This window comes from Kitasatospora sp. NPDC059795, assembly GCF_042732175.1.
Classification (GTDB): domain Bacteria; phylum Actinomycetota; class Actinomycetes; order Streptomycetales; family Streptomycetaceae; genus Kitasatospora.
Map to the genome: position 1 here is coordinate 1 of NZ_JBHWID010000028.1, position 22,304 is coordinate 22,304.

A 22,304-nucleotide genomic window follows, 5' to 3' on the forward strand; every position below is an offset into this window, starting at 1 on the left:
GGCGCGTGGAGGTATCTCCACGCGCCCCTGTCCGCGTGCCCGCTGCCGTTCTCGGATGAGGCCGGGGTCCTCAGATGAGGCCGTGGTCCTTCAGGTACGCGAGTTGGGCCCGGACCGACAGTTCTGCCGCCGGCCAGAGCGCGCGGTCGACGTCGGCGTAGACGCGGGCGACCACCTCGGCGGCGGTGCGGCAGCCGGCTTCGACGGCGGTTTCGACCTGGGCGAGGCGGCCGGCCCGGTGGGCGAGGTAGTAGTCGACGGCGCCGAGCGCGTCGGCGAGGACCGGGCCGTGGCCGGGCAGGACGGTGCGGACGTCGTGTTCGGCGGCCATCGCGTGCAGGTGGCGCAGGGAGGCCAGGTAGTCGCCGAGGCGGCCGTCGGGGTGGGCGACCATGGTGGTGCCGCGGCCGAGGACGGTGTCGCCGGTGAGGATCGCGCCGTCGGCGGGCAGGTGGAAGGTCAGCGAGTCCGAGGTGTGCCCGGGGGTGGCGACGACCCGCAGGTCGAGGCCGCCGATCTCCAGCCGCTGGCCGCCGTGCAGGCCTTCGTCGCCGAGGCGCAGTGCCGGGTCGAGGGCGCGGACGGCGGTGCCGGTGAGTTCGGCGAAACGGGCGGCGCCTTCGGCGTGGTCGGCGTGGCCGTGGGTGAGCAGGGTGAGGGCGATGCGCTTGCCCTGCTGTTCGGCGGTGGTGACGACGCGTCGCAGGTGGGTCTCGTCGAGCGGGCCGGGGTCGACGACGACGGCGAGGTCGGAGCCGGGCTCGGAGAGCAGCCAGGTGTTGGTGCCGTCCAGCGTCATCGGGGACGGGTTGGGGGCGAGCACGCACTGGGCGCGCGGGGTGGCGGCCCCGCCGATGTGGTCGGCGGGGTCGCCCGGAAGCAGACCGCTCACGCGGCGTCCGCCTCGGCCCGACTGAGTCGGCGCAGCGGGAGCGGCCGCACCAGGCTGCGGGTGAGGTCGCGGACCAGCAGGCGGGTGTGGGCGGTCGCGGGCACCGGTGCGTCGCAGGCGGCGGCGCGGGGGGTGACGGTGCGGGCGGGCGTGGCCGAGGTCCGGCGAGCCACATCGTTGTGAGTCATCGGAGGTCTCCTTCCGAGGTGTACGCGGTCTGTGCTGTCGCAGCGAAAAGGCACTGGTCGGCGCGGCGAATGCCGTGCTTTCCGGGGGAAGGTTCTCATGCTGGGAAGACGCCGTCGACAGTCAGTTCGTCATACCCGGGCCAGCGGACCGTCATGCGGTCGCCGGCGAGCTCGGCGCGGCCCAGGACCGGGGTCACCTTGCGGTCGGCGGCGGCGGCCAGGGCTTCGGCGGCGGTGCGCACCGAGGTCAGTTCGCGGAGCACCGTGACGGTCGGCGGCATCATCCCGAAGCGGCCGTCGTGGAAGCCGGCGACCGCGTCGGCGGGCGTCATCCAGGCGACCCGGTCGGCCTCGCCGACGGTGTCCGCGGCGGCCTGTCCGGCGGGCAGGGCGGCGACGAAGAACCAGGTGTCGAAGCGGCGTTCCTCGAACTCGGGGGTGACCCAGCGCGCCCAGGCGGCCAGCAGGTCGCTGCGCAGCACCAGTCGGTGGTTGCTCAGGAACTCGGCGAGGGACAGCTCGTGCGACTCCAGCGCGGCCCGTTCGGCGGCCCAGTCGCCGGGTTCGACGAGCGTCCGGTCGTCGGGGCCGGCCAGCAGCACGCCGGCCTCCTCGAAGGTCTCCCGGACGGCGGCGCAGACCACCGCGCAGGCGGTCGGCTCGTCCACGCCCAGGCGCTCGGCCCACTCCGCGGTGGACGGGCCGGCCCACGGCGGGCGCACCTCGCGGTCGCGCGGGTCGACGCCGCCGCCGGGGTAGGCGTACATGCCGCCGGCGAAGGCCATCGTGGTGCGTCGGCGCAGCAGGTACGCCTCGGGGCCGGTGGCGGAGTCGCGCAGCAGCACCACGGTGGCGGCGGACCTGGGGGCGGCGGGGACGAGTTCCCCGGTGGCCAGGGCGCGGATTCGGGCGGGCCAGGACGGCGGCATCTCGGGCATGTTCACGGATGTTAACCGCCGTCGCGCGGGCCGGACAGGCCCGATCGCACAGGGCCCGCCACCGCGGTGCGGTGACGGGCCCCAGGAGTGTGTGCGGTCAGTCGCGGACGCGGACCATCAGCTCGACCTCGACCGGCGCGTCCAGCGGCAGCACCGCGACGCCGACGGCGCTGCGGGCGTGCACGCCCTTGTCGCCGAAGACCTCGCCCAGCAGCTCGCTGGTGCCGTTGACGACGCCGGGCTGGCCGGTGAAGTCGGGGGCGGAGGCGACGAAGCCGACCACCTTGACGACCTGCTCGACCTTGTCCAGATCGCCGACCACGGACTTGATCGCGGCCAGCGCGTTCAGCGCGCAGATCCGGGCCAGGTCCTTGGCCTCCTCGGCGGTGACCTCGGCGCCGACCTTGCCGGTCAGCTGGAGCTTGCCGCCGACCATCGGCAGCTGCCCGGAGGTCATCACGTAGTGGCCGGTGCGCAGTGCGGGGACGTACGCGGCGACCGGCGCCGCCACCTCGGGCAGGGTCAGCCCGAGTTCGGCGAGCTTCTGCTCTACCTGGCTCATGACTACTCCTTCTCGCGCTTCAGGTACGCGACCAGCTGCTCCGGGTTCGGCCCGGGAACGACCTGGACGAGCTCCCAGCCGTCCTGGCCCCAGGTGTCGAGGATCTGCTTGGTGGCGTGCACGAGCAGCGGCACGGTGACGTATTCCCACTTGGTCATGGGGGTGACTCTAGCCGCCCCGGCCGGTGTGAGGTGGGACACAAAGGGGCCATCAATCGTCCGGGCGGCCGGGATGCTCCCGTCATCCGGAGCGCTCGCTCGTTACCCTCGCGGGGAGGGACGCCACGGCGCGCCCCGGCAGAGGGGCCGCCCCGGCGGTCCTTCGACAGGCGACAGGCAGCGACGGACGGAGAGCGGGCGTGGCGGGCAGCAGCGGTACGGCGGGGCCGACCGGGCAGGCGTCGCCGCGGGAGCCGGACTGGGACGGCGTCAGGCTGCACGTGGTCAGCGGCAAGGGCGGCACCGGCAAGACCACGCTGGCCGCGGCGCTCGCGCTGGCGCTGGCCGCGGAGGGCCGCCGCACCCTGCTGATCGAGGTGGAGGGCCGGCAGGGCATCGCCGAGCTGTTCCGGATCGCCGCGCTGCCGTACGAGGAACGCCGGGTGGCGACCGTGACCCCGGCTCAGCTGGGCCTGCCCGGCAAGGGGCACGGCGAGGTGCACGCGCTGGCCATCGACACCGAGCAGGCGCTGCTCGAATACCTGGAGATGTTCTACAAGCTGGGCCGGGCCGGGAAGGCCCTCCAGAAAGTCGGCTTCGTGGACTTCGCCACCACCGTCGCCCCGGGCGTCCGCGACGTGCTGCTCACCGGCAAGGCCTGCGAGGCGGCCCGCCGCAAGGGCCCGGACGGCCGGCGCGCGTACGACGCGGTGGTGATGGACGCCCCGCCGACCGGCCGGCTCACCCGCTTCCTGAACGTCAACTCCGAGGTGGCGGGCCTGGCCAGGTTCGGTCCGATCCACACCCAGGCGCAGGCCGTGATGCGGGTGCTGCGCTCCCCGGAGACGGCGGTGCACTTCACGACCCTGCTGGAGGAGATGCCGGTGCAGGAGACGGTGGACGGGATCGCCGACCTGCGCGAGGCCGGGCTGCCGGTCGGCGGTGTGCTGGTGAACATGGTGCGCCCGCCGATACTGGACGCGGCCGCGGTCGAGGCCGCGCACGGCGACCACCGCGAGGACGTGGCGCTGGCCCTCGGCGAGGCCGGCCTCGGCGGGCGCTCGCGCAAGCCGGAGACCGTGCGGGCCGCCGTGGAGCCGCTGCTCGACCCGCTGCTGGAGCAGGCCAGGGAACACGCCGAACGGGTCGAACTGGAACGCGCCCAGCGCGCCGACCTTCAACAACTCCGGCTTCCCACCTACGAGTTGCCGCTGCTCAGCGGGGGCGTGGACCTGGCCGGCCTGTACCGGCTGGCGGGCGAACTGAAGCGGCAGGGAGCGGCATGACCGGGCTGGACATCGACACCCTGATCGACGACCCGGCGACCCGGATCGTGGTCTGCTGCGGCTCCGGCGGCGTCGGCAAGACCACCACCGCCGCGGCGATCGGCCTGCGCGCCGCCGAACGCGGCCGCCGCGTCGTGGTGCTGACCATCGACCCGGCCCGCCGGCTCGCCCAGTCGATGGGCCTGACCGAGCTCGACAACACCCCGCGCATCGTCAAGGGCACCCGGGGCGAGGGCGAACTCCAGGCGATGATGCTGGACATGAAGCGGACCTTCGACGAGGTCGTGCTCGCCCACGCCGAACCCGGCCGGGCCAAGGCGATCCTGGAGAACCCCTTCTACCAGTCGCTGTCGGCCGGTTTCGCGGGCACCCAGGAGTACATGGCGATGGAGAAACTGGGCCAGCTCCGCGCCGAGGACCGCTGGGACCTGATCGTCGTCGACACCCCGCCGTCCCGCTCCGCGCTGGACTTCCTGGACGCCCCCAGCCGCCTCGGGTCCTTCCTGGACGGCAAGGTGATCCGGCTGCTCACCGCCCCCGCCAAGGTCGGCGGGCGCTCCGCGATGAAGTTCCTGAACGTCGGCATGGGGCTGATCACCGGCACCCTCGGCAAGATCTTCGGCGCCCAACTGCTCACCGACGTCCAGACGTTCGTCTCCGCGATGGACTCGATGTTCGGCGGCTTCCGGGAACGCGCCGACCGCACCTACCAGTTGCTGAAGGCCGAGGACACCGCGTTCCTGGTGGTCGCCGCACCCGAGCGCGACGCGCTGCGCGAGGCCGCGTACTTCGTCGACCGGCTCGCCGCCGACACCATGCCGCTGGCCGGCCTGGTGCTCAACCGGGTGCACACCAGCGGCGCCCCGCAACTCACGCCGGAACGCGCCCTCGCCGCAGCCGAGGCCCTGGAGGAGAACGGCACCGCCACCTCGACCGTCGAGGCCGAGACCCTGGCCGCCGGACTGCTCCGCCTGCACGCCGAACGGATGCAGGTCATGGCCCGGGAACGGCGCACCCGGGACCGCTTCGCGTCGGTCTACCCGGACGTGCCGATCGTCGAAGTGCCCGCACTGCCCGGGGACGTCCACGACCTGGACGGACTGCGGGCCATCGGCGACCGCCTCGGCTCCCCCGCCGAGTGATCCGAAGGCCCGCCCCGCCGCCCTTCGTGACGGATCGTCAGCCAGCCTGGGCGTAGTCCCGCAGGACCACCCCGGTGGCCAGCGACTCCTCGTACTCGGTGCGCGCGGTCTCCAGCAGCCTGCGCCAGGACCCCACCGTCGGACGCCGGCGCAGCAGCGCCCTGCGCTCGCGCTCCGTCATTCCGCCCCACACGCCGAACTCGACACGGTTGTCGAGTGCGTCCGCGAGGCACTCGGTGCGCACCGGACAGCCGCTGCACACCGCCTTGGCGCGGTTCTGCGCCGCCCCCTGCACGAACAGTTCATCCGGATCGCTCGTGCGGCACGCGGCCTGCGCGCTCCAGTCGTCCACCCAGCCCATCCCGGCGCCGTCCTCTCCCGATTCGGGGCTCCCCCACGGCGGCAACGGCATATTCACCGTTGCCAGTTGAGGACGTTACGGAAGAACGACACAACGCAACAGCCCCTGTCGGCCCAATCTCGAATGACCCGATCGGACTATGGGTGTCCGACAGCTCACTCGTTGGAGTGACTGCAGGTCGTGGGGCTTGCCGGGGCCGAATAGTGCGTTTTCGTCACGGTGCGCGACAGCGGCCCGCCATGCAGCCGCCGGAAGTTGGGGCACAATGCCCCGAATCGGACAAAGCTCATCACTCACAAGAGTGATGAGGATGAACAGAACGAAGCTGTCGCAGTTCTGTGACAAGCGTAGGCGAACACCTGCCCCCCTGTACGGGATTCCGCGACGTAGGGTTCTCCCCATGGCACCTACGCGATCCCCGGGCACCGCACTGGACAAGGCAGGGCTCGGCGTCAAGTTCCTGGGCAGCGCCGTGCTGGCCGGCATCCTGGTCGCCGGAATGGCCCTGCCGGCCGTCGGCGCGTTCGGCCTGACCGCCAAGGACACCGCCGAGTCGTTCGACAACATCCCGGACGACTTCAAGACGCCGACGCTCTCGCAGGTGTCGATGATCTACGACGCCAAGGGCGGCCTGATCGCCAAGGTCTACGACCGCGACCGGACCATCCTCACCAAGGAGCAGATGGCGCCGATCATGCGTCAGGCCCAGGTCGACATCGAGGACAACCGCTTCTACGAGCACGGCGCCGTCGACCTCAAGGGCGTGCTCCGCGCCGCCACCAAGAACGCCGAGTCCGGCACCACCGCCCAGGGCGCCTCGACGCTCACCCAGCAGTACGTGAAGAACGTCTTCGTCGAGCAGGCCGGCGACGACCAGCAGGCCTTCCTGGAAGCCACCAAGAAGAGCATGGGTCGCAAGATCCAGGAGCTGAAGTACGCGATCAAGCTGGAGGAGGACCTGAGCAAGGATCAGATCCTCACCAACTACCTGAACATCACCTTCTACGGCCACCAGGCGTACGGCATCGAGGCCGCCGCCAAGCGCTACTTCAACAAGAGCGCCAAGGACCTCACCATCCCCGAGGCCGCGATGCTGGCTGGCCTGGTGCAGAACCCCTCGGCGTACGACCCGATCACCCACCCGCAGGCCGCGCAGAACCGCCGCAACACGGTGATCAACAAGCTGCTGGAGTACAAGCACATCTCGCCGGACGAGGCGAAGGCCGCGCTCGCCAGCGACCTCGGCATCAAGTACACCGAGCCGCAGAACGGCTGCATCACCGCCAGCAACGGCATGGGCTTCTTCTGCGACTACGTGCGCCACGTGATCAAGCAGGACCCGGTGTTCGGCAAGACCGCCGCCGACCGGCAGAAGCTCTGGTCGCAGGGCGGCCTGCGGATCAACACCACCATCGACCCGGACAAGCAGCAGGCCATGTACAGCGCGGTCACCAAGAAGGTCAACGTGACCGACAAGGTGTCCGCCGCCGGCACCATGGTCAAGCCCGGCACCGGCGAGATCCTCGCGATGGCCCAGACCCGCCCGTACGGTCTGGACGAGTCCAAGAAGCAGACCGTCCTCAACCTGAACGTCGGCCAGTCCATGGGCGGCGGCAGCGGCTTCTCCCCCGGCTCGACCTTCAAGCCCATCCTGGCCGCGGCCGCCCTGGAGAACGGGGTGCCGATCACCCAGGAGCTCTCCTCGCCGCCCAAGATGGAGTACCCGTCGATCTCCACCTGCCAGGGCACCTGGAAGGACGCCGGCCACCCCACCGTGCAGAACGAGTCGGACAAGGAGATCGGCCCGTACAGCATGCAGGTCGCCATGCAGAAGTCGGTCAACACCTACTTCGTGCAGCTGGAGCAGCAGACCGGCCTCTGCCCGATGAAGCAGATGGCCGACAAGCTCGGCGTCGGCACCCTGGCCAACGGCAAGGCCCTGCAGGAAGTCCCCTCCATGGTGCTCGGCACCCAGGAGGTCAGCCCGCTCCAGATGGCCTCGGTCTACGCGTCCTTCGGCGCCCGCGGCATGTACTGCTCCCCGGTCGCGCTGACCTCCGTGGTCACCAGCGACGACAAGAAGCTCGACGTGCCGAAGGCCAACTGCAACCAGGCGATGACGCAGACCACCGCGGACGGCGTCAACACCCTGCTGCTGGGCGTGACCGAGAAGGGCACCGGCTCCTCCCTCGGCCTCGACGACGGCCGTCCGATCGCCGGCAAGACCGGCACCACCGACGAGCGGTACGCCGCCTGGTTCACCGGCTACACCCCCGACCTCGCCACCTCGGTCTGGCTCGGCGGCGTCGGCGGCAACGTCTCGATGAAGAACATCACCATCGGCGGCAAGTACTTCGGCGCGGTCTACGGCGCCGACGGCCCCGGCCCGATCTGGCAGATGGCCATGAACGACGCCCTGGACGGCACCACGCCGACCCGCTTCAAGCTCTTCGACATCGCCCCGCAGACCCCCACCCCGCCGGCCAACGACAACCCCGGCGGCACCTCCGGCGACAGCACCCGCGGCAACTCCGCCGGTGGCAACCCGGCAGGCGGCAACCCCACCGGCGGCAACCAGAACGGCGGCAACAACCCCGCGGGCGGCAACCCCGTCGGCGGAACCACCGGCTGGCCCGACGGCGGCCTGACCACCACCGGCGGGATCTCCTTCCCGCCCAGCACCGGCAAGCCCGGCCACCACTGACCGGCACCGGCCCGCGCCGAACACGAAGCCGCCCGCCCGGAGATCACCTCCGGGCGGGCGGCTTCTTGGCTCGCTGCTTCTCCCGCTGCGTGGCTCAGCCGGCCAGCGCGGCCTTCACCGCAGCGGCCACCCGGCCGCCGTCCGCCTTGCCGTCCACCTTCGGACGGACCAGCTTCATCACGGCGCCCATGCCCTGCGGGCCGCTCGCCCCGGACTCCGCCACCGCGGCGGCCACGATCCCGGACAGCTCCTCGTCCGTCAGCTGCTTCGGCAGGTAGCCCGCCAGCACCTCGCCCTCCGCGCGCTCCCGCGCGGCCTGCTCGGCCCGGCCGGCCCCCTCGAAGGCGGTCGCCGCCTCACGGCGCTTCTTCGACTCCTTGCCGATCACCTGAAGCACCTCGTCGTCGGACAGCTCGCGCTTCGTGTCACCCGCCACCTCGGCGCTGGTCACCGCGGCCAGCGTCAACCGGAGGGTGGACGAGATCAGCTCGTCCCGTGCCTTGATGGCAGCCGTGAGGTCCTCGTGCAGCTGCTCCTTGAGCGTCGTCATGCCGCCGATTCTGACATCTGCGACGCCGCGACGCCGCCCCATTACTTACCGGTACCGACCGGTTCGCACTGACGACCCGTCACACTCCGTGGAACCCCGGGCGCTTGTCCACCTTTTCGAACGGTCTGCGACCATGGACCGATGCGACCGCTGTACTCCGTCCCGCTCGGTGTCGCCGCCACCGGAGCCGCCTGTCTCGTCTACGCCGCCGGGTACGAGGTCCGCTCGTTCCGCCTGCGCCGCGTCGAGGTACCGATCCTCCCCGCCGGTGCGCGGCCGATCCGGATCCTCCAGGTGTCCGACATCCACATGGTCACCGGGCAGGCCAAGAAGCAGCGCTGGCTGCAGAGCCTCGCCGGGCTCCGCCCCGACCTGGTCGTCAACACCGGCGACAACCTCTCCGACCCGCTCGGCGTCCCCGCCACCCTGGACGCGCTCGGCCCGCTGATGGACTTCCCCGGCGTCTACGTCTTCGGCTCCAACGACTACTACGGCCCCGCCCGCAAGTCCCCCACCCGCTACCTCAAAGCCCTGCGCAGCGGCGTCCACGGCCTCAACAACCCCGACGGCACCAGCCGCCGCGGCATCACCGGCGCCGTCCACAACCCCTGGCAGAAACTCCGCGACGGCTTCGACCGGGCCGGCTGGCTCAACCTCAACAACGCCCGCGGCCGCCTCGACATCGCCGGCCTCGACATCGAGTTCACCGGCCTCGACGACCCGCACATCCGCCTCGACGACTACCCCTCCGTCGCCGGCGGCCCCTCCCCCGACGCCGACCTCTCCCTCGCCGTCGTCCACGCCCCCTACCTCCGCACCCTCGACGCCTTCACCGCCGACGGCTACCCCCTGATCCTCGCCGGCCACACCCACGGCGGCCAGCTCTGCATCCCCTTCTACGGTGCCCTCGTCACCAACTGCGACCTCGACACCGACCGCGTCAAAGGCCTCTCCACCCACACCGCCGCCGGCCACCGCGCCCACCTCCACGTCTCCGCAGGCTGCGGCACCAACCGCTACACCCCCCTCCGCTTCGCCTGCCCCCCCGAAGCCACCCTCCTCACCCTCACCCCCGCCCCACGCTGACCAGCCCCTAAACCGGATTTCGTCTCTGGCCCCACCTCCTGTAGAGTTCTACTCGTTGCGCCGGACACGGAAGGCAACAAAGCAGGACCGGGGTATAGCGCAGCTTGGTAGCGCGCTTCGTTCGGGACGAAGAGGCCGTGGGTTCAAATCCCGCTACCCCGACTTCGTAAGTGCAGGTGAGGGCCCTGCCGGAGAAATCCGGTAGGGCCCTTCCTCGTTGTGCGGGTCTAAGTGAGTGACCACCCCTCGGGTGCGTGTCCGAAGACGTCACACACGGTTCAAACCGCTCTCCACGCCTACCTGCACTGGCGAAACGCCAAGCGCCCGCCACCTCGACATCCTCACCGCCAAACGCCGGAGCACGCCCGCATCCACAGCGAGAAGCGCATCCGCTGGGGCGGGCGACCCCGCGAAGTCGCGTGACCCGGCGACGGCACCGGCAGCACTGACGCCATGACCTGGTCGTGAGGCACTTCAGGCCAGTTGGAACCGGGCCCGGGAGCACCTCGGCACCGCCCGAGCCCCAACTGGCGGGCCAGCCGGACATCGATCTCTCAGTCACGGCCGCAAGTCACCTCGCAGCCGCCTCCGAACGCGAATGGCCCGCCGACCTGGCGAACCTTCCGGTCAGAGCACTGGAGTCCGGCCACTCAGCACCAGCCAGCATCTCAGCCGTCACGCCTGATGACCGGTCACTATGGCGCGAAGCTCGTCCGGCGTGGGCCATGGTGCGCGCCTGTGGACCATGCGATGGCAGTTCGAGCAGATCAGGGCGAGGTCTGACAGCTTGGTCCGGCCCTCGCCTGCCTCGTGCAGCGGCACTATGTGGTGGCACTCGATGTAGCCATCTCCGCGATCCCCGTACACGGCTTTGAAGTCGAAGCCGCAGACCTCACAGGCAAGGCTCCGGCCCCGGCGGACCACGGAGTCGATCTTCCGCTGCCGAAGCCCGCGGTTTCGCTCACGAGACAGGTGGCGACGGACGAGGAGCCTTCCTTCGGGGGCATCGAACTCGTCAGGGTCACCGTCAACAGGTGCCGTTTCCCGGAACTCTCCGTCCCTGAGGCCGACACGGAGCAGCTCGGCAGCAGCGGCCATCTCCAACGGGCTGTCCATGAAGGCCTTGAGTACGGCGAGGTCGAGCGCGCCGCCCTTGGTGGGCTTGCCCTGGTAGCTGGGGTGGTGTGTCGCGATGTCAACGGTCTTACGGGCGACACCGTTGACGTTTCGGAAAGTCTCGTTTCGAGACACCACGGGGTGGATCGGAAGGAGCTGGAGCAGCCCCGACAGCTCAACCACGCGAGAGTCGGTGGCGGTCAGCCCTTTCCAGTCGTTCTTGGCGGTGATCGCGCATGCAAGCACCAGTTCGTCCCAGGCCCAATCCGGGTTCCGGATGGCCTTCACCCGGAAGCCGATCCGTTCGAGCCACGCGACTGCGTGCGCTCGACCACCATTGAACTCATCGGACTCAAGTGCGCGCCCGTACTCGAACTGATGGGAGACGCCGGCGATGGCCTTGGAGTCGTACTCGCGGCCATCGTGGACGAGCAAGTAGTCTCGCGCCGGCCCGTAGTGGTACTTCTCCAAGAAGGCATCGCGTCCAAGGCGGTCGCACTCCTCTATCGCCATCAACACCGAATCGCGGCTCAAGGCACCCTTATGCATCTCCGCAGCATAGGAGTTGGCCCGCAGTTACACTGCCGATCGGAGCCATCGCTGCCACAAGTCGAGTAGCTGACTGCGCTACAGCGGCACCGTACTCCGGTGGACAACCACGGAGCTTCAAGGACTGTGCGCGCTGGTCAGTGCCCGGTTGGCTTCCGCCCCAACGGGTACCCAGGATGCTTTGGGGCGAAGAGGTCGTGGATTCAATCTCGCTACCCCGACTCCGGAACACCAGATCGGGGCCGGTGACTCGCAGGAGTCTCTTCGGCCCTGAGTGCTTTCCCTTGGAAGTTTGGGAGGAGACCGGGAGAGACCCCTACAGCGAGGGCTCCACCGCACCGGGCACTGCCCTGCCGGCCACCGAGCATCAGACCTGATGATCCGATGATCCGAGATAATCGGTCGGGCGCTGTTGGCCACGACCAGCAAGAGCCAGGGACTGTGTGACCGCTTGCGGAGGGGGAAGCCATGGGTCGGACGCTTGGCATGGGCGAGGTCTTTCGGTACCCCAGCACCAAGGACACGGGGGCGGCGATCATCGACGATCTCCCCAACTTCTATTACGTGACGGCGAGTCCGGGGCAGAAGCGCGCTCTGTTGGAAGCCGGGATCAACGCCATGGCGAAGGTCAAGGGAGTGGACGAGCTGCGGCGGCCGGCGGTGATGATTCGGTCCAGTCCGTGGAAGGCCGGGTCGGAGCAGACGCCATGGCACGACGTGTTCGACCTGCACAACGGACATGTGCGCTACTTCGGCGACCACAAGGCCGAGATGACGAAGCCGCTCGGGACCACCACCGGGAATGCAGCTCTGCTGGAGGCGTTCGACAGTCACCAGGCACCCACGGTCGAGGGGCGGACCGCCGCGGCGCCGTTGTTGCTGTTTCGCTCGGTGCCGTGGAACGGCAAGGCCAAGGGACATGTCCAGTTCTGCGGCGTCGGCCTGATCGAGCGTGCGGAACGGGTTGTCCAGTGGGCGGGGCAGGCCGATGCGACCTTCACCAACTACGTCTTCGACCTCGCGGTGATCGACCTCTCCGCCGAGGAGGACAGGCTGGACTGGGACTGGGTCTCGGCCCGTCGCGAAGCCGGGCGCTCCGATGCCGACACACTGGCACTGGCGCCGGCCGCATGGCGGGAGTGGGTGAAGCACGGGCATTCGGCGTTGCCGCGGGTGCGCCGGCGCGTGGCCCGCAGCCGAGTGGTCAAGGTGAAGGACCAACAACCGGCCGGGAACAGCCGTTTGAAAGCGGACCTTCAGGCGGTCTACCAGCGCTTCGACGGTGACAAGCACGCGTTCGAGACGCTTGCGTCCGCGGTTGCTGCCCGGGTCTTGCGCGCTTCCGGACACAGCTACGCCGAACACTGGATCACCCGACGATCGGGCGACGGCGGTGCTGATTTCGTGGGCCGGCTGGACCTGGGAACCGGACTGGCCGGCACCAGGCTCGTGGTTCTCGGGCAGGCCAAGTGCATCAAGCCGGACAGTCTGGTGTCGGCCGAGCAGATCGCCCGAGTCGTCGCCCGGCTCCGGCGTGGCTGGATAGGGGTGTACGTCACCACCGGCGCTTACTCGGAGGCCGCGCAGCTGGAGATGGTCGAGGACCAGTACCCGATCGTCCTCATCAACGGGCAGGACCTCGTGAAGGAGCTTCGAGAGATCGCCGGCGAGGACCACGGAGGCGACCTGATGGCCTGCGTCGAGCACCTCCTGAACAGCCCGACGGCAGAGGTGCGAAACCGCCGCCCGGAGGAGGCGCTGCTCGGCTGACCATCCGAGCCTGAGTACCGAGGGCTGATACTCGGGGCCGCGGTGACCCAGTCGGGTGCTCGGACGGAAGTTCGGCTGTGCAGCGGTCTTGTCGTGCGGGGTGTGGGGTCGGCGATGATCCTGAGGGGGTGGCGGAGTGGTGTGCGCCGGTCCGTAGGTTTTTACGTCGTTGGGCGGCTGGTGGCCGCTGACCCCGTGGGAGGGGATTGTGATGAGCGAGCCGTTCATGACGGCGGATTTTCAGGCCAGGATGGCGCGTGCCGCCACGACTGCGGCCGATGCGGGGCTGGCCGGGCTGGTGGTCACGCCCGGGCCTGATCTGACGTATCTGACGGGGTATCTTCCGGTGAACACCGAGCGGCTGACGGCGTTGGTGGTGGCGCCGGGGGCGGAGCCGGTGTTGTTGGTGCCGAGGTTGGAGCGGCCGGATGCGGAGCGGGCTGCGGGGGCGGAGGCGGTTCGGATGGCGGACTGGGTGGACGGGCAGGATCCGTTCGCGGTGTTGGTGCCGAGCATGGATCCGGTGGGGCGGTACGGGATCTCGGACAACGCGTGGGCGATGCACCTGTTGGGGTTCCAGGAGGCGTTGCCGGGTACGTCGTACGCCTCGTTGACGGCGGCGCTGCCGATGTTGCGGGCGGTGAAGGAGCCGGACGAGTTGGCGCGGCTGGCGGCGGCGGGCGCGGCGGCGGACCTGACGTACGGGGCGATCCTGGGTGTGCCGTTCGCGGGGCGTACCGAGCGGGAGGTGGCGGCGGATCTGGCGGCGCTGCTGATCGAGCACGGGCACAGCCAGGTGGACTTCACGGTGGTGGGTTCCGGTCCGAACGGGGCCAATCCGCACCACGAGGCCGGGGATCGGGTGATCCAGCGCGGTGACACGGTGGTGCTGGACTTCGGCGGGCTGAAGGACGGCTACGGCTCGGACACCACCCGGACGGTGTTCGTGGGCATCGAGCCGCCGAAGGAGGTGCAGGAGGTGCACGACCTGGTGCGGCGGGCGCAGCAGGCGGCGTTCGACGCGGTGGCGCCTGGGGTGGCCTGTCAGGAGATCGACCGGGTGGCCCGGGCGGTGATCACCGAGGGCGGGTACGGCGAGTACTTCATTCACCGCACCGGCCACGGCATCGGGCTGACCACCCATGAGCCGCCGTACATGATCGAGGGCGAGACCCGGCCGCTGGTGCCGGGGATGTGCTTCTCCATCGAGCCGGGCGTCTATCTGCCGGGCCGGTTCGGTGTCCGGATCGAGGACATCGTGACGGTGACGGAGGACGGCGGTCTGCGGTTCAACGGGACGCCGCACGAGCTGGCGTTCGTCAACTGACGTTCCCCCGCCGGGCGTTCACCCGCCGGACGTTCGGATCGGACAGGCCCTGACCGAACGCCCGGCGGAGTTCGGCGCGCAGGGCGCGCAGGGCGGGGGCGGGGCCGGGGCGGGAGACCAGGGCGAGCAGGCCGGGGGTGGTGAGGTCGGCGACGGCGACCGGCCGCAGTGCGGGGAAGGCCTCGGCCATGGAGCGGCTGAGCACGGCGACGCCGAGCCCGCGGGTGGCGAGGTCGGCGATCGCGGAGGCGGCGGAGGCCTGCAGGGCGATCCGCGGGGTGAGTCCGGCGGCGGCGCAGTCGCGGTCGAGGACGGTGCGTACGCCGGTGCCGGGCGGCAGGCAGATCAGCGGGTGGGCGAGCAGGTCGGCGAGGGTGACGTCGGGCTGCCCGGCGAGCGGGTGGCCGGGCGGAACGGCGGCGACCACGGGTTCGTCGATCAGGGTGTGTGCGTCGAGGCCGTCGGGGGTGGTGCCGGCGCAGCCGATCAGGGCGAGGTCGAGGGCGCCGGTGCGGACGGCTTCGGCGAGGTGGGCGGAGTCGTCCTCCAGCAGGGCGAGTTCGACGCCGGGGTGGGCGCGGTGGAAGGCGGCCAGGCCGTCGAAGAGCGGGGTGAGGGTGCAGCCGGCCACCATGCCGACGGTGAGGCTGCCGCGAATCAGGTCGCTGACCTCGCCGACGGCCTGGCCGACGGCGCGGGCGGCGGCGACGGCCTGCCGGGCGTGTTCGAGGGCGGCCTTGCCGGCCACGGTGAGGGTGACGGTACGGGCCGAGCGGTCGAAGAGTTCGGCGCCGAGTTCGCGTTCGAGTTGCCGGATCTGGGCGCTGACGCCGGACTGGCTGATGTGCACCCGCTCGGCGGCGCGGGTGAAGTTGCGTTCCTCGGCGACGGCGAGGAAGTACTCCAGCTGCCTCAGTTCCATAACCAGCAATGATAGTTCGGATCAGATCCAGCTGTTGGACTTCTGGTTCGGCCCAAGGAAGGCTGGGAGCAGGACGACGAGGAGGACCTGATGAGCGAGTACGGCGAGTACGAGAAGGCGATGCGCCCCGAGGAGCTGACCCGGCTGTTCGTGGAGCGCTCCAACGCGGGTGACGCGGCCGGTGTCGCCGCGCTGTACGAGGAGCACGCTGTCATGGCGTACCCGCCGGGGCAGTTCACGGTCGGCCGGGAGGCGATCCGGGCGCTGTGGGCGCAGGTGCTGGCGCACCGGCCGCAGTTCACCCCGGAGCCGCCGCTGCCGACGCTGGCCGCGGACGGCATCGCGCTGACCGCCACCCCGCCGAAGGACGGCGCCGGGGCCCGCGCCCAGGTGGTGCGTCAGCAGCCGGACGGCAGTTGGCTGCGGCTGCTCGACCAGCCCGAGTTCCTGCGGCCGGGCACCGAGTGAGCGGTCAGCCGATGAGCTGCTTGTAGTAGTACGTGGTGTCGGCGAGGACGCCGTCGGGCGTGGCGGCGTGGCCGGGGACGGTGCCGAAGGACGTCCAGCCGGCGCTGCGGTAGAGGTGTTCGGCGGCGCTGCCGGTCTGGGTGTCGAGCAGCAGCAGGGTGGCGCCGGTGTCCCGGGCGGCCTGTTCGACGGTGGTCAGCAGCCGCCGTCCCAGGCCGGCGCCGCGGGCGTCGCGGTGCACCAGCAGCTTGGAGACCTCGGCGCGGTGCCGGCCGTTCGCCCGGACCTCGCGGACCAGGGCGACGGTGCCCAGCACGCGCCCGTCGGCGTCGGACGCCACCCACAGCAGTCGGCTGCCGTCCGCGACGGACGGGTGCAGGGTGCGCCACCAGGCGGCGGCCTCGTCGCGGCCGGTGTCGGCCAGGAAGCCGACGGAGGCGCCGTCGGCCACGGCGTCCAGCAGCAGGTCGGCGAGGGCCTCGGCGTGGGTGTGGAGTGCGTCGGCGGTCAGCGGGCTGATCAGGGCTGTCACGTCGCCACCCTACGGTGGGCGTACCCGGCGGTCGGGGGCGTTGTCAGGAATGGTTACCGTGGTGGGGTGTACCGGTTCCTGTTCAGCCCGCGGTGGCTCGTCGGCACGGTCGTCGCGGTGGCGGCGATCGGGGTCTGTCTGATGCTGGGCTCCTGGCAGTTGGGCCGGTTCGAGAGCCGGGTCTCCACGCACCAGGAGATCGACAAGGCGGCGGCCGCCGCGAGCGGGACGCCGGCCCGGCCGCTGGCCGAGGTGCTGCCGGACGCCGCGGCGAAGGTCGGCACCGACACCCTGGGCCGGACGGTGAGCGTCACCGGCTCGTACGACGTCGAGCACCAGCTGCTGGTGCCGAACCGCACGGTGGACGGCCGTTCCGGCTACTACGTGCTGACGCCGCTGCTGGTCGACGGCGGCCGGGCGGTGCCCGTGGTGCGCGGCTGGGCGGAGGGTTCCCCGGGCACGGCTCCGGCGGCGCCGTCCGGGCAGGTCGGTGTGACGGGCCGGCTGCAGGCCCCGGAGAACAGCGGCAGCGGCGGCGCGGTGGCGGGCGGTCTGCCGGCCGGGCAGCTGGGCACGATCAGCCCGGCGACGCTGGTGAACGTGCTGCCGTACCCGGTGTACGACGGCTGGGTCGCGTCCGACGACGTTCCGGCGGGGCTGACGGCGGTGCCGACGGTGCAGCCGCAGGGCGGGGACGGGCTGAGCCTGCGGGCGTTCCAGAACCTCGGCTACACGCTGGAGTGGTTCGTCTTCGCCGGGTTCGTGGTCTTCATGTGGTTCCGGCTGGTGCGCCGCGAGGCGGAGGCCGTCCAGGACCGGGCCCTCGGACTGGACCCGGCCCTGGACTGACCCGCTCGCCGCTCCGTCAGCGCGTCCCGGACCTGGACGCCGACGGCGACGCTGACGGTGACGGCCCCGCGGACGGCGAGCCCGAGACCGAGGCACCGGCCGACGGCGAGACGCACGGCACCGGCGGTGCCGCGGAGCTCGGCGAGGCCGACCCGCCGGACGACGCCGACGGCGAACCGGTGGCCGAGGTCGCGGCGGGCAGCGCGCCCGGAGTGGCGCAGTCCCCGTTGCCGAAGCCGCCGAAGCCGGAGCCCGGCGTGGGCGACGGGTTGCCGCACTCGTCGACGTAGTCGTCGCTGCGGGTGGAGCCCGGCCGGTGATGGTAGTGGTGCACCACCCGGGTGCCGCCGCCGCCCGAGTGGGGCGACGTCCCGGAGCCCTTGCTGCCGGAACCGCCCGACCCCTTCGACCCGTTGGACCCGCTGGAGCCCTTGGAGCTGCGGCCGCCGCTCTTGCCCTTGGCGAGGACGATGCCGGTGTCCGCCTTCGCGGGGGCGGCGGCCTCCACGCAGTCGTACCTGTCGTTGTTCGACGAGCAGCCGGCCGCGGTCAGCACGATCGCGCCGACCGCGGCGACGGCCAGCGCGGCGCGTCCACCCATCGGTTGTCCCCCCTGCCGCCCGGGTCTACCGGTCACCGGACCGTGCCGGGGGCCAGGTGTCGCCGGACGAAGTCGATCTCCAAGCGAAGCTGCTTGATCCGCTCGTCGACGACCAGCGAACCGTGCCCGGCATCGTAGCGGTACACCTCGTGGACCTTGCCGAGCTCCTCCAGCCGCTGGACGTAGTTGTCGATCTGCCGGATCGGGCAGCGCGGGTCGTTGACGCCGGCGCTGATGTACACCGGGGCCTTGACCTGCTCGACGTAGGACAGCGGCGAGGAGGCGTGCCAGCGCTCGGGGACGTCCTCGGGGGTGCCGCCGAACAGCGTGCGGTCGAGCGACTTCAGCGCCTCCATCTCGTCCGCGTACGCGGTGAGGTAGTCGGCGACGGGGACGGCGGCCAGGCCGAGCGTCCACCGGTCGGGCTGGGTGCCGAGGCCGAGCAGGGTCAGGTAGCCGCCCCAGGAGCCGCCGGACAGGACCAGCCGGTCCGGGTCGGCCAGGCCGGAGGAGACCGCCCAGTCGCGGACGGCGCCGATGTCCTCCAGCTCGATCAGGCCGACGCGTTCGGTGAGCGCGTCGGTCCAGGCCTGGCCGTAGCCGGTGGAGCCGCGGTAGTTGACCCGGACGACCGCGAAGCCGTGGTCGAGCCAGGCGGCGGGGCCGGCCGCGAAGGAGTCGCTGTCGTGGTGGGTGGGGCCGCCGTGCACCTCGAACACCGTCGGGAACGGGCCCTCGCCGGTGGGACGCTGCACCAGGGCGTGCACCCGGCCGCCGGGGCCGTCCACCCAGACGTCCTCGACCGGCACCGAGCCGGGCGGCACCGGGCCGGGCGCGCGCAGCACCACCGTCCCGGCGGTGGAGCGCACCGCGGACGGCTCGGCGGCCGAGGACCACAGGAACTCGACGGTGCCGTCGGGGCGGGCGGTGGCCCCGGCGACGGTGCCGCGCGGGGTGTCCAGCCGGGTCAGCTCGCCGGTCTCCAGCTGGTAGGAGAACAGCTCGGAGCGGGCCTCGTACTCGTGCTCGATCAGCAGCGAGCGGGCGTCGGGCCGCCACTGCGCGGACAGGTCGCCGGGGAACGGGCGGCCCTGCTCGTCGCGGAGGGCCAGCTCGGTCTCGGTGCCGGTGGCGACGTCCCACAGCATCGGTTCCCAGCGGCCGGTGCGCTGGTGGGCGACCAGCAGCCGGGTGTCGCCGGCGGCGGGCGCGAAGCCGAGGCAGGCCACGCCGCGCGGCTCGGTACGGCCGGTGACCTCGTCGAGTTCGGCGACGGTCGTGCCGTCGGACAGCCGCAGCACCCGGATCGCGGAGTGCATGGCGTCGCCGTGCTCGGTGTGGTCGACGGCCAGCAGGGCGCTGTCGTGGGACAGGTCGCCGACGCCGCCGTACTCGGCGTGCCGGTAGACCACCTCGGGCTCGTCCGCGCCGGGGCGGCGCAGGTAGAGGGTGGTGCCCTCGTCGTCGGTGGAGGTGCCGACCACCACGGTGCCGTCCCGGCCGAGCGCCAGGCCCGCCTCGTAGGCGGCGGGGACGCCGGGCACGGCCTCCTGGTCGGGGCCGCCGGCGAACGGCTGGCGGCGCCAGACGCCGAACTCGTCGCCGTCGGTGTCGTCGAACCACCAGATCCACGCGCCGTCGGGGCTGAGCTCCGCGTCCGTGGTGCCGTTGGGGCGGTCGGTGACCCGGCGGTGCTCGTCGGTGGCGCGGTCCCACGCGTACACCTCGTAGGTGCCGGTCGCGTTGGACACGTACAGCGCCCGCTCCGGCGCCTCGTCCGCCCAGTCGGGCAGCGAGACCCGTGCTGCCCGGAACCGCTGCTCCCACGCCGGAACGACGTTCGTCTGCTCGTTCATACCCTCATCCAACCCGATTCCGGGTGGTGAGCGGAACGGCGGTGACGAACCCCGGGGACACGGAACGGCTGCGGTGCGGCACCCTACTGACGATCAGAGGAAGAGGTACAAATACGACATAACGACCGGAGGAGTTGTGCCATGCCCGCTTCCGCGCCGCCGTTCGACCAGCTCGACCGACTCGACCTGCCCGTTCTCGCCCAGCACCTCGGCCTGGTCGAGGAGATCGAGCAGTACCTGGCCGGGCTCCCGGCCCCCGCGCGGCTGCCCCTGCTGCCGCTGCCCGCGCCGCCGCCGGTGGAACCCGGCTGCGACGGCGGGCCGTACGGATCCGCCCACCAGCCCTGGAACTTCGGGTACCCGCTGCCGCGCCGCACCCTGCTGGACCGGGCGGTCGGCCGCCCCGCCCGCCCGGTGGCGGTCACCGTGGCCGGGCACCTGCGACTGACCTCCCGCTACCTCGCCGAGGCGGGCTGGATCCAGGGCGCGATGTGGGACGCGGCCGGCCGGGTCTGCCTGCTCGGCGCGCAGACCGCCGTCCTCGCGCACGGCTACGGCACCGCGTACACGGTGCGCCGGGCCCGCGTCCAGGTGATGGAGGTGCTGCACGCCACCGGTCGCCCGACCGCCTCCCCCGACCTGTGGAACGACCGGCCGGGCCGGCGGCAGGCCGAGGTGCACGCCCTGCTGCAGCGCGCCGAGGCCCGTGCCGAGTCGCTCGGCGTCTGAAGCGTCACACCCGGGCGGCGCCCGCCAGCAGCGCGAGGCGCTCCGCGGTGGGCGAGCCGGGCTCGGCGGTGTAGACGACCAGCTGCAGCCCGGGCTCGCCGGGCGGGGTCAGCGTCTCGTAGCCGACGTCCAGCTCGCCGACCCGCGGGTGCAGCAGCAGCTTGCGGCCGTGCGCCTTCTCGCGGACGCCGTGGCGCGCCCACAGGTCGGCGAACAGCGGGTCGGTGCTGAGGTCGGCGAGCAGCGCCGCCAGTTCGGGGTCGTCCGGGTGCCGGGCCGCGTCCACCCGCAGGAAGGCGGCGGTCTCGGCCGCGACCCGCTCGAACTCGGGGTAGAGCCGGCGTCCGGCGGCCGACAGGAACGCGTGCCGGGCCACGTTGACCTGCCCGGGCGGCAGCGCGGAGAAGCCCATCACGGCGTCGCCGAGCGCGTTCCAGGCCACCACGTCCAGGCAGCGGCCGAGCACGAACGCGGGCGCGTCCAGCGCGTCCAGCAGCAGCCGCAGCCCGCCGCGCAGCTGCCGGGGGCCGGGACGGGCGGGTTCGCGCGGCGGCCGGGCCAGGTCGTGCAGGTGGCGGCGTTCGGTCAGGTCCAGCCGCAGCACCCGGGCCACCGCGTCCAGCACCTCCGCCGAGACGCCGTCGCCGCGGCCCTGTTCGAGCCGCACGTAGTAGTCGACGCTCACCCCGGCGAGCTGCGCCACCTCCTCGCGGCGCAGCCCCGGCACCCGGCGGCGGCGTCCGAACTCCGGCAGCCCGACGTCGGAGGGCTGGATCCGGGCCCGGCGCAGCCGCAGGAACTCCCCCAGTTCGCTCATGCCCCGACGATACGTCGGGCCGCGGCCGCGAAGGTGGTTCCGGCAGACCCAGGAAAAGCTCAGCCCTGGCTGGGCGGGCGGCGCGCGCCGAGACTCGTGGACGTCACCGCAGCAGACCCGAACAGGAGCGTGGTTCCCATGGCACAGCAGACCCTGCACAGCCGCACCGCCGTCGTCACCGGCGCCGCCAGCGGCATCGGCGAGGCCGTCGCCCGGCGGCTCGTCGCGGACGGCGCCCGGGTGGCGCTGCTGGCCCGCCGCAGGGACCGCCTGGAGCGGCTGGCCGCCGAGCTCGGCCCGAACGCGCTGGCGGTGCCCGCCGACGTCACCGACCAGGCCTCGGTGGACGACGCCCGGCGGCAGGTGCAGGCCGCCTTCGGGCGGGTCGACCTGGTGGTGAACGCGGCCGGCGTGATGCTGCCCAATCCGGTGGACGACGGCCGGATCGACGAGTGGACCCGGATGATCGACACCAACGTGACGGGCGTGCTGCGCGTCATCGGCGCGTTCGGCCCGGACCTGGTGGCCGCCGGGGCCGCCGGCGCGACCGCCGACCTGCTGAACGTCTCCTCGATCGGCGCGCACGTGGTGTTCCCGAACTACGCGGTGTACGGCGCGACCAAGGCCGCCGTCACCCAGCTGTCGGCCGCGCTGCGCGCCGAGTACGGCCCGCGCGACGTCCGCGTCACCTCCGTCGAGCCCGGCCTGACCGACACCGAGCTGGGCAGCCACATCGACAACCCGGCGCTCGGCCCGGACGGTCAGCTGGGCGACATGTTCGACGCGATCGGCCCGCTCTCCCCCGCCGACGTCGCCGACCTGGTCGGGTACGTCGTCTCCCGGCCGCGGCACGTCAACCTGCGCCACGTGGTGGTGCTGCCGACCCGGCAGGCCTGAGCGG

General features: G+C 71.8%; 23 protein-coding genes and 1 tRNA gene. 11 read left to right on the forward strand and 13 right to left on the reverse strand.

Annotated elements, in window-relative coordinates; all coding sequences use genetic code 11:
- Positions 1-70: 70 nt before the first annotated feature.
- From ACFV4P_RS33610 to ACFV4P_RS33630, 5 genes are all read right to left on the reverse strand, one after another.
- Positions 71-892 (reverse strand): MBL fold metallo-hydrolase, encoded by an 822-nt coding sequence (locus tag ACFV4P_RS33610; RefSeq protein ID WP_380477287.1) that lies wholly within the window; start codon positions 890-892, stop codon positions 71-73.
- Positions 889-1,080, reverse strand: a complete 192-nt coding sequence (locus ACFV4P_RS33615) for a hypothetical protein (RefSeq protein ID WP_380477288.1) — start codon at positions 1,078-1,080, stop codon at positions 889-891. Before ACFV4P_RS33615 ends, ACFV4P_RS33610 begins: the two co-directional genes overlap by 4 nt.
- A gap of 95 nt (positions 1,081-1,175) precedes the next feature.
- Positions 1,176-2,018 carry an NUDIX hydrolase gene (locus ACFV4P_RS33620; protein WP_380477289.1) on the reverse strand — a complete coding sequence of 281 codons (843 nt, stop codon included), beginning with the start codon at positions 2,016-2,018 and terminating at the stop codon, positions 1,176-1,178.
- Between the two features lie 97 nt (positions 2,019-2,115).
- Complete coding sequence (locus ACFV4P_RS33625; RefSeq protein ID WP_073807413.1) at positions 2,116-2,580, reverse strand: RidA family protein; 465 nt, start codon at positions 2,578-2,580, stop codon at positions 2,116-2,118.
- Positions 2,581-2,582: 2 nt separating this feature from the next.
- A complete protein-coding gene (locus ACFV4P_RS33630; protein WP_014136749.1) occupies positions 2,583-2,738 on the reverse strand; it encodes a DUF4177 domain-containing protein in 156 nt (51 codons plus the stop codon).
- Between the two features lie 275 nt (positions 2,739-3,013).
- Here ACFV4P_RS33630 and ACFV4P_RS33635 point away from each other — a divergent pair, with 275 nt between their 5' ends.
- The gene (locus ACFV4P_RS33635) at positions 3,014-4,024 is read left to right on the forward strand and encodes an ArsA-related P-loop ATPase (RefSeq protein WP_380477332.1); all 1,011 of its coding nucleotides are present in this window, start codon (positions 3,014-3,016) and stop codon (positions 4,022-4,024) included.
- Complete coding sequence (locus ACFV4P_RS33640) at positions 4,021-5,166, forward strand: ArsA family ATPase (protein ID WP_380477290.1); 1,146 nt, start codon at positions 4,021-4,023, stop codon at positions 5,164-5,166. Before ACFV4P_RS33635 ends, ACFV4P_RS33640 begins: the two co-directional genes overlap by 4 nt.
- Positions 5,167-5,203: 37 nt before the next feature.
- On the opposite strand, the gene ACFV4P_RS33645 is transcribed toward ACFV4P_RS33640, so the two are convergent.
- On the reverse strand, positions 5,204-5,527 hold the full coding sequence (locus ACFV4P_RS33645; protein WP_035864045.1) for a WhiB family transcriptional regulator: 324 nt from the start codon (positions 5,525-5,527) through the stop codon (positions 5,204-5,206).
- A gap of 400 nt (positions 5,528-5,927) precedes the next feature.
- Here ACFV4P_RS33645 and ACFV4P_RS33650 point away from each other — a divergent pair, with 400 nt between their 5' ends.
- A complete protein-coding gene (locus ACFV4P_RS33650) occupies positions 5,928-8,231 on the forward strand; it encodes a transglycosylase domain-containing protein (RefSeq protein ID WP_380477291.1) in 2,304 nt (767 codons plus the stop codon).
- Between the two features lie 94 nt (positions 8,232-8,325).
- On the opposite strand, the gene ACFV4P_RS33655 is transcribed toward ACFV4P_RS33650, so the two are convergent.
- Positions 8,326-8,781: a GatB/YqeY domain-containing protein gene (locus tag ACFV4P_RS33655; protein ID WP_380477292.1), complete on the reverse strand. Its 456-nt coding sequence runs from the start codon at positions 8,779-8,781 to the stop codon at positions 8,326-8,328.
- Between the two features lie 141 nt (positions 8,782-8,922).
- Here ACFV4P_RS33655 and ACFV4P_RS33660 point away from each other — a divergent pair, with 141 nt between their 5' ends.
- Positions 8,923-9,867, forward strand: a complete 945-nt coding sequence (locus ACFV4P_RS33660) for a metallophosphoesterase (protein WP_380477293.1) — start codon at positions 8,923-8,925, stop codon at positions 9,865-9,867.
- An 88-nt stretch (positions 9,868-9,955) separates the two neighbouring features.
- A tRNA-Pro gene (locus ACFV4P_RS33665) sits at positions 9,956-10,029 on the forward strand.
- A gap of 513 nt (positions 10,030-10,542) precedes the next feature.
- Here ACFV4P_RS33665 and ACFV4P_RS33670 read toward each other — a convergent pair.
- Positions 10,543-11,532: an HNH endonuclease gene (locus ACFV4P_RS33670; protein ID WP_380477294.1), complete on the reverse strand. Its 990-nt coding sequence runs from the start codon at positions 11,530-11,532 to the stop codon at positions 10,543-10,545.
- Between the two features lie 468 nt (positions 11,533-12,000).
- Between ACFV4P_RS33670 and ACFV4P_RS33675 the strand changes: the two genes are divergently transcribed.
- Positions 12,001-13,302, forward strand: coding sequence for a restriction endonuclease (locus ACFV4P_RS33675; protein ID WP_380477295.1), 1,302 nt, complete (start codon positions 12,001-12,003; stop codon positions 13,300-13,302).
- 211 nt (positions 13,303-13,513) lie between these two features.
- Positions 13,514-14,629, forward strand: a complete 1,116-nt coding sequence (locus ACFV4P_RS33680; protein WP_380477296.1) for an aminopeptidase P family protein — start codon at positions 13,514-13,516, stop codon at positions 14,627-14,629.
- On the opposite strand, the gene ACFV4P_RS33685 is transcribed toward ACFV4P_RS33680, so the two are convergent.
- A complete protein-coding gene (locus ACFV4P_RS33685) occupies positions 14,622-15,551 on the reverse strand; it encodes a LysR substrate-binding domain-containing protein (RefSeq protein ID WP_380477297.1) in 930 nt (309 codons plus the stop codon). The genes ACFV4P_RS33680 and ACFV4P_RS33685 overlap by 8 nt on opposite strands.
- Positions 15,552-15,641: 90 nt before the next feature.
- Here ACFV4P_RS33685 and ACFV4P_RS33690 point away from each other — a divergent pair, with 90 nt between their 5' ends.
- On the forward strand, positions 15,642-16,019 hold the full coding sequence (locus ACFV4P_RS33690; protein WP_073807401.1) for a nuclear transport factor 2 family protein: 378 nt from the start codon (positions 15,642-15,644) through the stop codon (positions 16,017-16,019).
- A gap of 4 nt (positions 16,020-16,023) precedes the next feature.
- Here ACFV4P_RS33690 and ACFV4P_RS33695 read toward each other — a convergent pair whose 3' ends face one another.
- Positions 16,024-16,551: a GNAT family N-acetyltransferase gene (locus ACFV4P_RS33695; RefSeq protein ID WP_380477298.1), complete on the reverse strand. Its 528-nt coding sequence runs from the start codon at positions 16,549-16,551 to the stop codon at positions 16,024-16,026.
- Positions 16,552-16,617: 66 nt separating this feature from the next.
- On the opposite strand from ACFV4P_RS33695, the gene ACFV4P_RS33700 reads away from it, so the two are divergent.
- Complete coding sequence (locus tag ACFV4P_RS33700; protein WP_073807399.1) at positions 16,618-17,400, forward strand: SURF1 family protein; 783 nt, start codon at positions 16,618-16,620, stop codon at positions 17,398-17,400.
- A 16-nt stretch (positions 17,401-17,416) separates the two neighbouring features.
- On the opposite strand, the gene ACFV4P_RS33705 is transcribed toward ACFV4P_RS33700, so the two are convergent.
- Together ACFV4P_RS33705 and ACFV4P_RS33710 are read right to left on the reverse strand one after the other, a co-directional pair.
- Entirely contained in the window at positions 17,417-18,001 is a 585-nt protein-coding gene (locus tag ACFV4P_RS33705; RefSeq protein WP_380477299.1) for a hypothetical protein, read from the reverse strand.
- A gap of 32 nt (positions 18,002-18,033) precedes the next feature.
- Positions 18,034-19,857 carry a prolyl oligopeptidase family serine peptidase gene (locus tag ACFV4P_RS33710; RefSeq protein ID WP_380477300.1) on the reverse strand — a complete coding sequence of 608 codons (1,824 nt, stop codon included), beginning with the start codon at positions 19,855-19,857 and terminating at the stop codon, positions 18,034-18,036.
- Positions 19,858-19,998: 141 nt separating this feature from the next.
- Between ACFV4P_RS33710 and ACFV4P_RS33715 the strand changes: the two genes are divergently transcribed.
- On the forward strand, positions 19,999-20,586 hold the full coding sequence (locus tag ACFV4P_RS33715) for a hypothetical protein (protein ID WP_380477301.1): 588 nt from the start codon (positions 19,999-20,001) through the stop codon (positions 20,584-20,586).
- A gap of 4 nt (positions 20,587-20,590) precedes the next feature.
- Here ACFV4P_RS33715 and ACFV4P_RS33720 read toward each other — a convergent pair whose 3' ends face one another.
- On the reverse strand, positions 20,591-21,403 hold the full coding sequence (locus ACFV4P_RS33720) for a helix-turn-helix transcriptional regulator (RefSeq protein WP_380477302.1): 813 nt from the start codon (positions 21,401-21,403) through the stop codon (positions 20,591-20,593).
- Positions 21,404-21,541: 138 nt separating this feature from the next.
- On the opposite strand from ACFV4P_RS33720, the gene ACFV4P_RS33725 reads away from it, so the two are divergent.
- A complete protein-coding gene (locus ACFV4P_RS33725; RefSeq protein WP_380477303.1) occupies positions 21,542-22,300 on the forward strand; it encodes an SDR family oxidoreductase in 759 nt (252 codons plus the stop codon).
- The last annotated feature ends 4 nt before the right edge of the window (positions 22,301-22,304 follow it).

Excerpts from the sequence above, each read along its gene's own strand:
- ACFV4P_RS33680 (WP_380477296.1), top strand. The coding sequence starts at position 13,514 with ATGAGCGAGCCGTTCATGACGGCGGATTTTCAGGCCAGGATGGCGCGT.
- ACFV4P_RS33655 (WP_380477292.1), bottom strand. The coding sequence starts at position 8,781 with ATGACGACGCTCAAGGAGCAGCTGCACGAGGACCTCACGGCTGCCATC.
- ACFV4P_RS33705 (WP_380477299.1), bottom strand. The coding sequence starts at position 18,001 with ATGGGTGGACGCGCCGCGCTGGCCGTCGCCGCGGTCGGCGCGATCGTG.
- ACFV4P_RS33660 (WP_380477293.1), top strand. The coding sequence starts at position 8,923 with ATGCGACCGCTGTACTCCGTCCCGCTCGGTGTCGCCGCCACCGGAGCC.
- ACFV4P_RS33630 (WP_014136749.1), bottom strand. The coding sequence starts at position 2,738 with ATGACCAAGTGGGAATACGTCACCGTGCCGCTGCTCGTGCACGCCACC.
- ACFV4P_RS33715 (WP_380477301.1), top strand. The coding sequence starts at position 19,999 with ATGCCCGCTTCCGCGCCGCCGTTCGACCAGCTCGACCGACTCGACCTG.
- ACFV4P_RS33685 (WP_380477297.1), bottom strand. The coding sequence starts at position 15,551 with ATGGAACTGAGGCAGCTGGAGTACTTCCTCGCCGTCGCCGAGGAACGC.
- ACFV4P_RS33690 (WP_073807401.1), top strand. The coding sequence starts at position 15,642 with ATGAGCGAGTACGGCGAGTACGAGAAGGCGATGCGCCCCGAGGAGCTG.
- ACFV4P_RS33625 (WP_073807413.1), bottom strand. The coding sequence starts at position 2,580 with ATGAGCCAGGTAGAGCAGAAGCTCGCCGAACTCGGGCTGACCCTGCCC.
- ACFV4P_RS33645 (WP_035864045.1), bottom strand. The coding sequence starts at position 5,527 with ATGGGCTGGGTGGACGACTGGAGCGCGCAGGCCGCGTGCCGCACGAGC.
- ACFV4P_RS33640 (WP_380477290.1), top strand. The coding sequence starts at position 4,021 with ATGACCGGGCTGGACATCGACACCCTGATCGACGACCCGGCGACCCGG.
- ACFV4P_RS33710 (WP_380477300.1), bottom strand. The coding sequence starts at position 19,857 with ATGAACGAGCAGACGAACGTCGTTCCGGCGTGGGAGCAGCGGTTCCGG.
- ACFV4P_RS33615 (WP_380477288.1), bottom strand. The coding sequence starts at position 1,080 with ATGACTCACAACGATGTGGCTCGCCGGACCTCGGCCACGCCCGCCCGC.
- ACFV4P_RS33720 (WP_380477302.1), bottom strand. The coding sequence starts at position 21,403 with ATGAGCGAACTGGGGGAGTTCCTGCGGCTGCGCCGGGCCCGGATCCAG.
- ACFV4P_RS33675 (WP_380477295.1), top strand. The coding sequence starts at position 12,001 with ATGGGTCGGACGCTTGGCATGGGCGAGGTCTTTCGGTACCCCAGCACC.
- ACFV4P_RS33725 (WP_380477303.1), top strand. The coding sequence starts at position 21,542 with ATGGCACAGCAGACCCTGCACAGCCGCACCGCCGTCGTCACCGGCGCC.
- ACFV4P_RS33620 (WP_380477289.1), bottom strand. The coding sequence starts at position 2,018 with ATGCCCGAGATGCCGCCGTCCTGGCCCGCCCGAATCCGCGCCCTGGCC.
- ACFV4P_RS33650 (WP_380477291.1), top strand. The coding sequence starts at position 5,928 with ATGGCACCTACGCGATCCCCGGGCACCGCACTGGACAAGGCAGGGCTC.
- ACFV4P_RS33670 (WP_380477294.1), bottom strand. The coding sequence starts at position 11,532 with ATGCATAAGGGTGCCTTGAGCCGCGATTCGGTGTTGATGGCGATAGAG.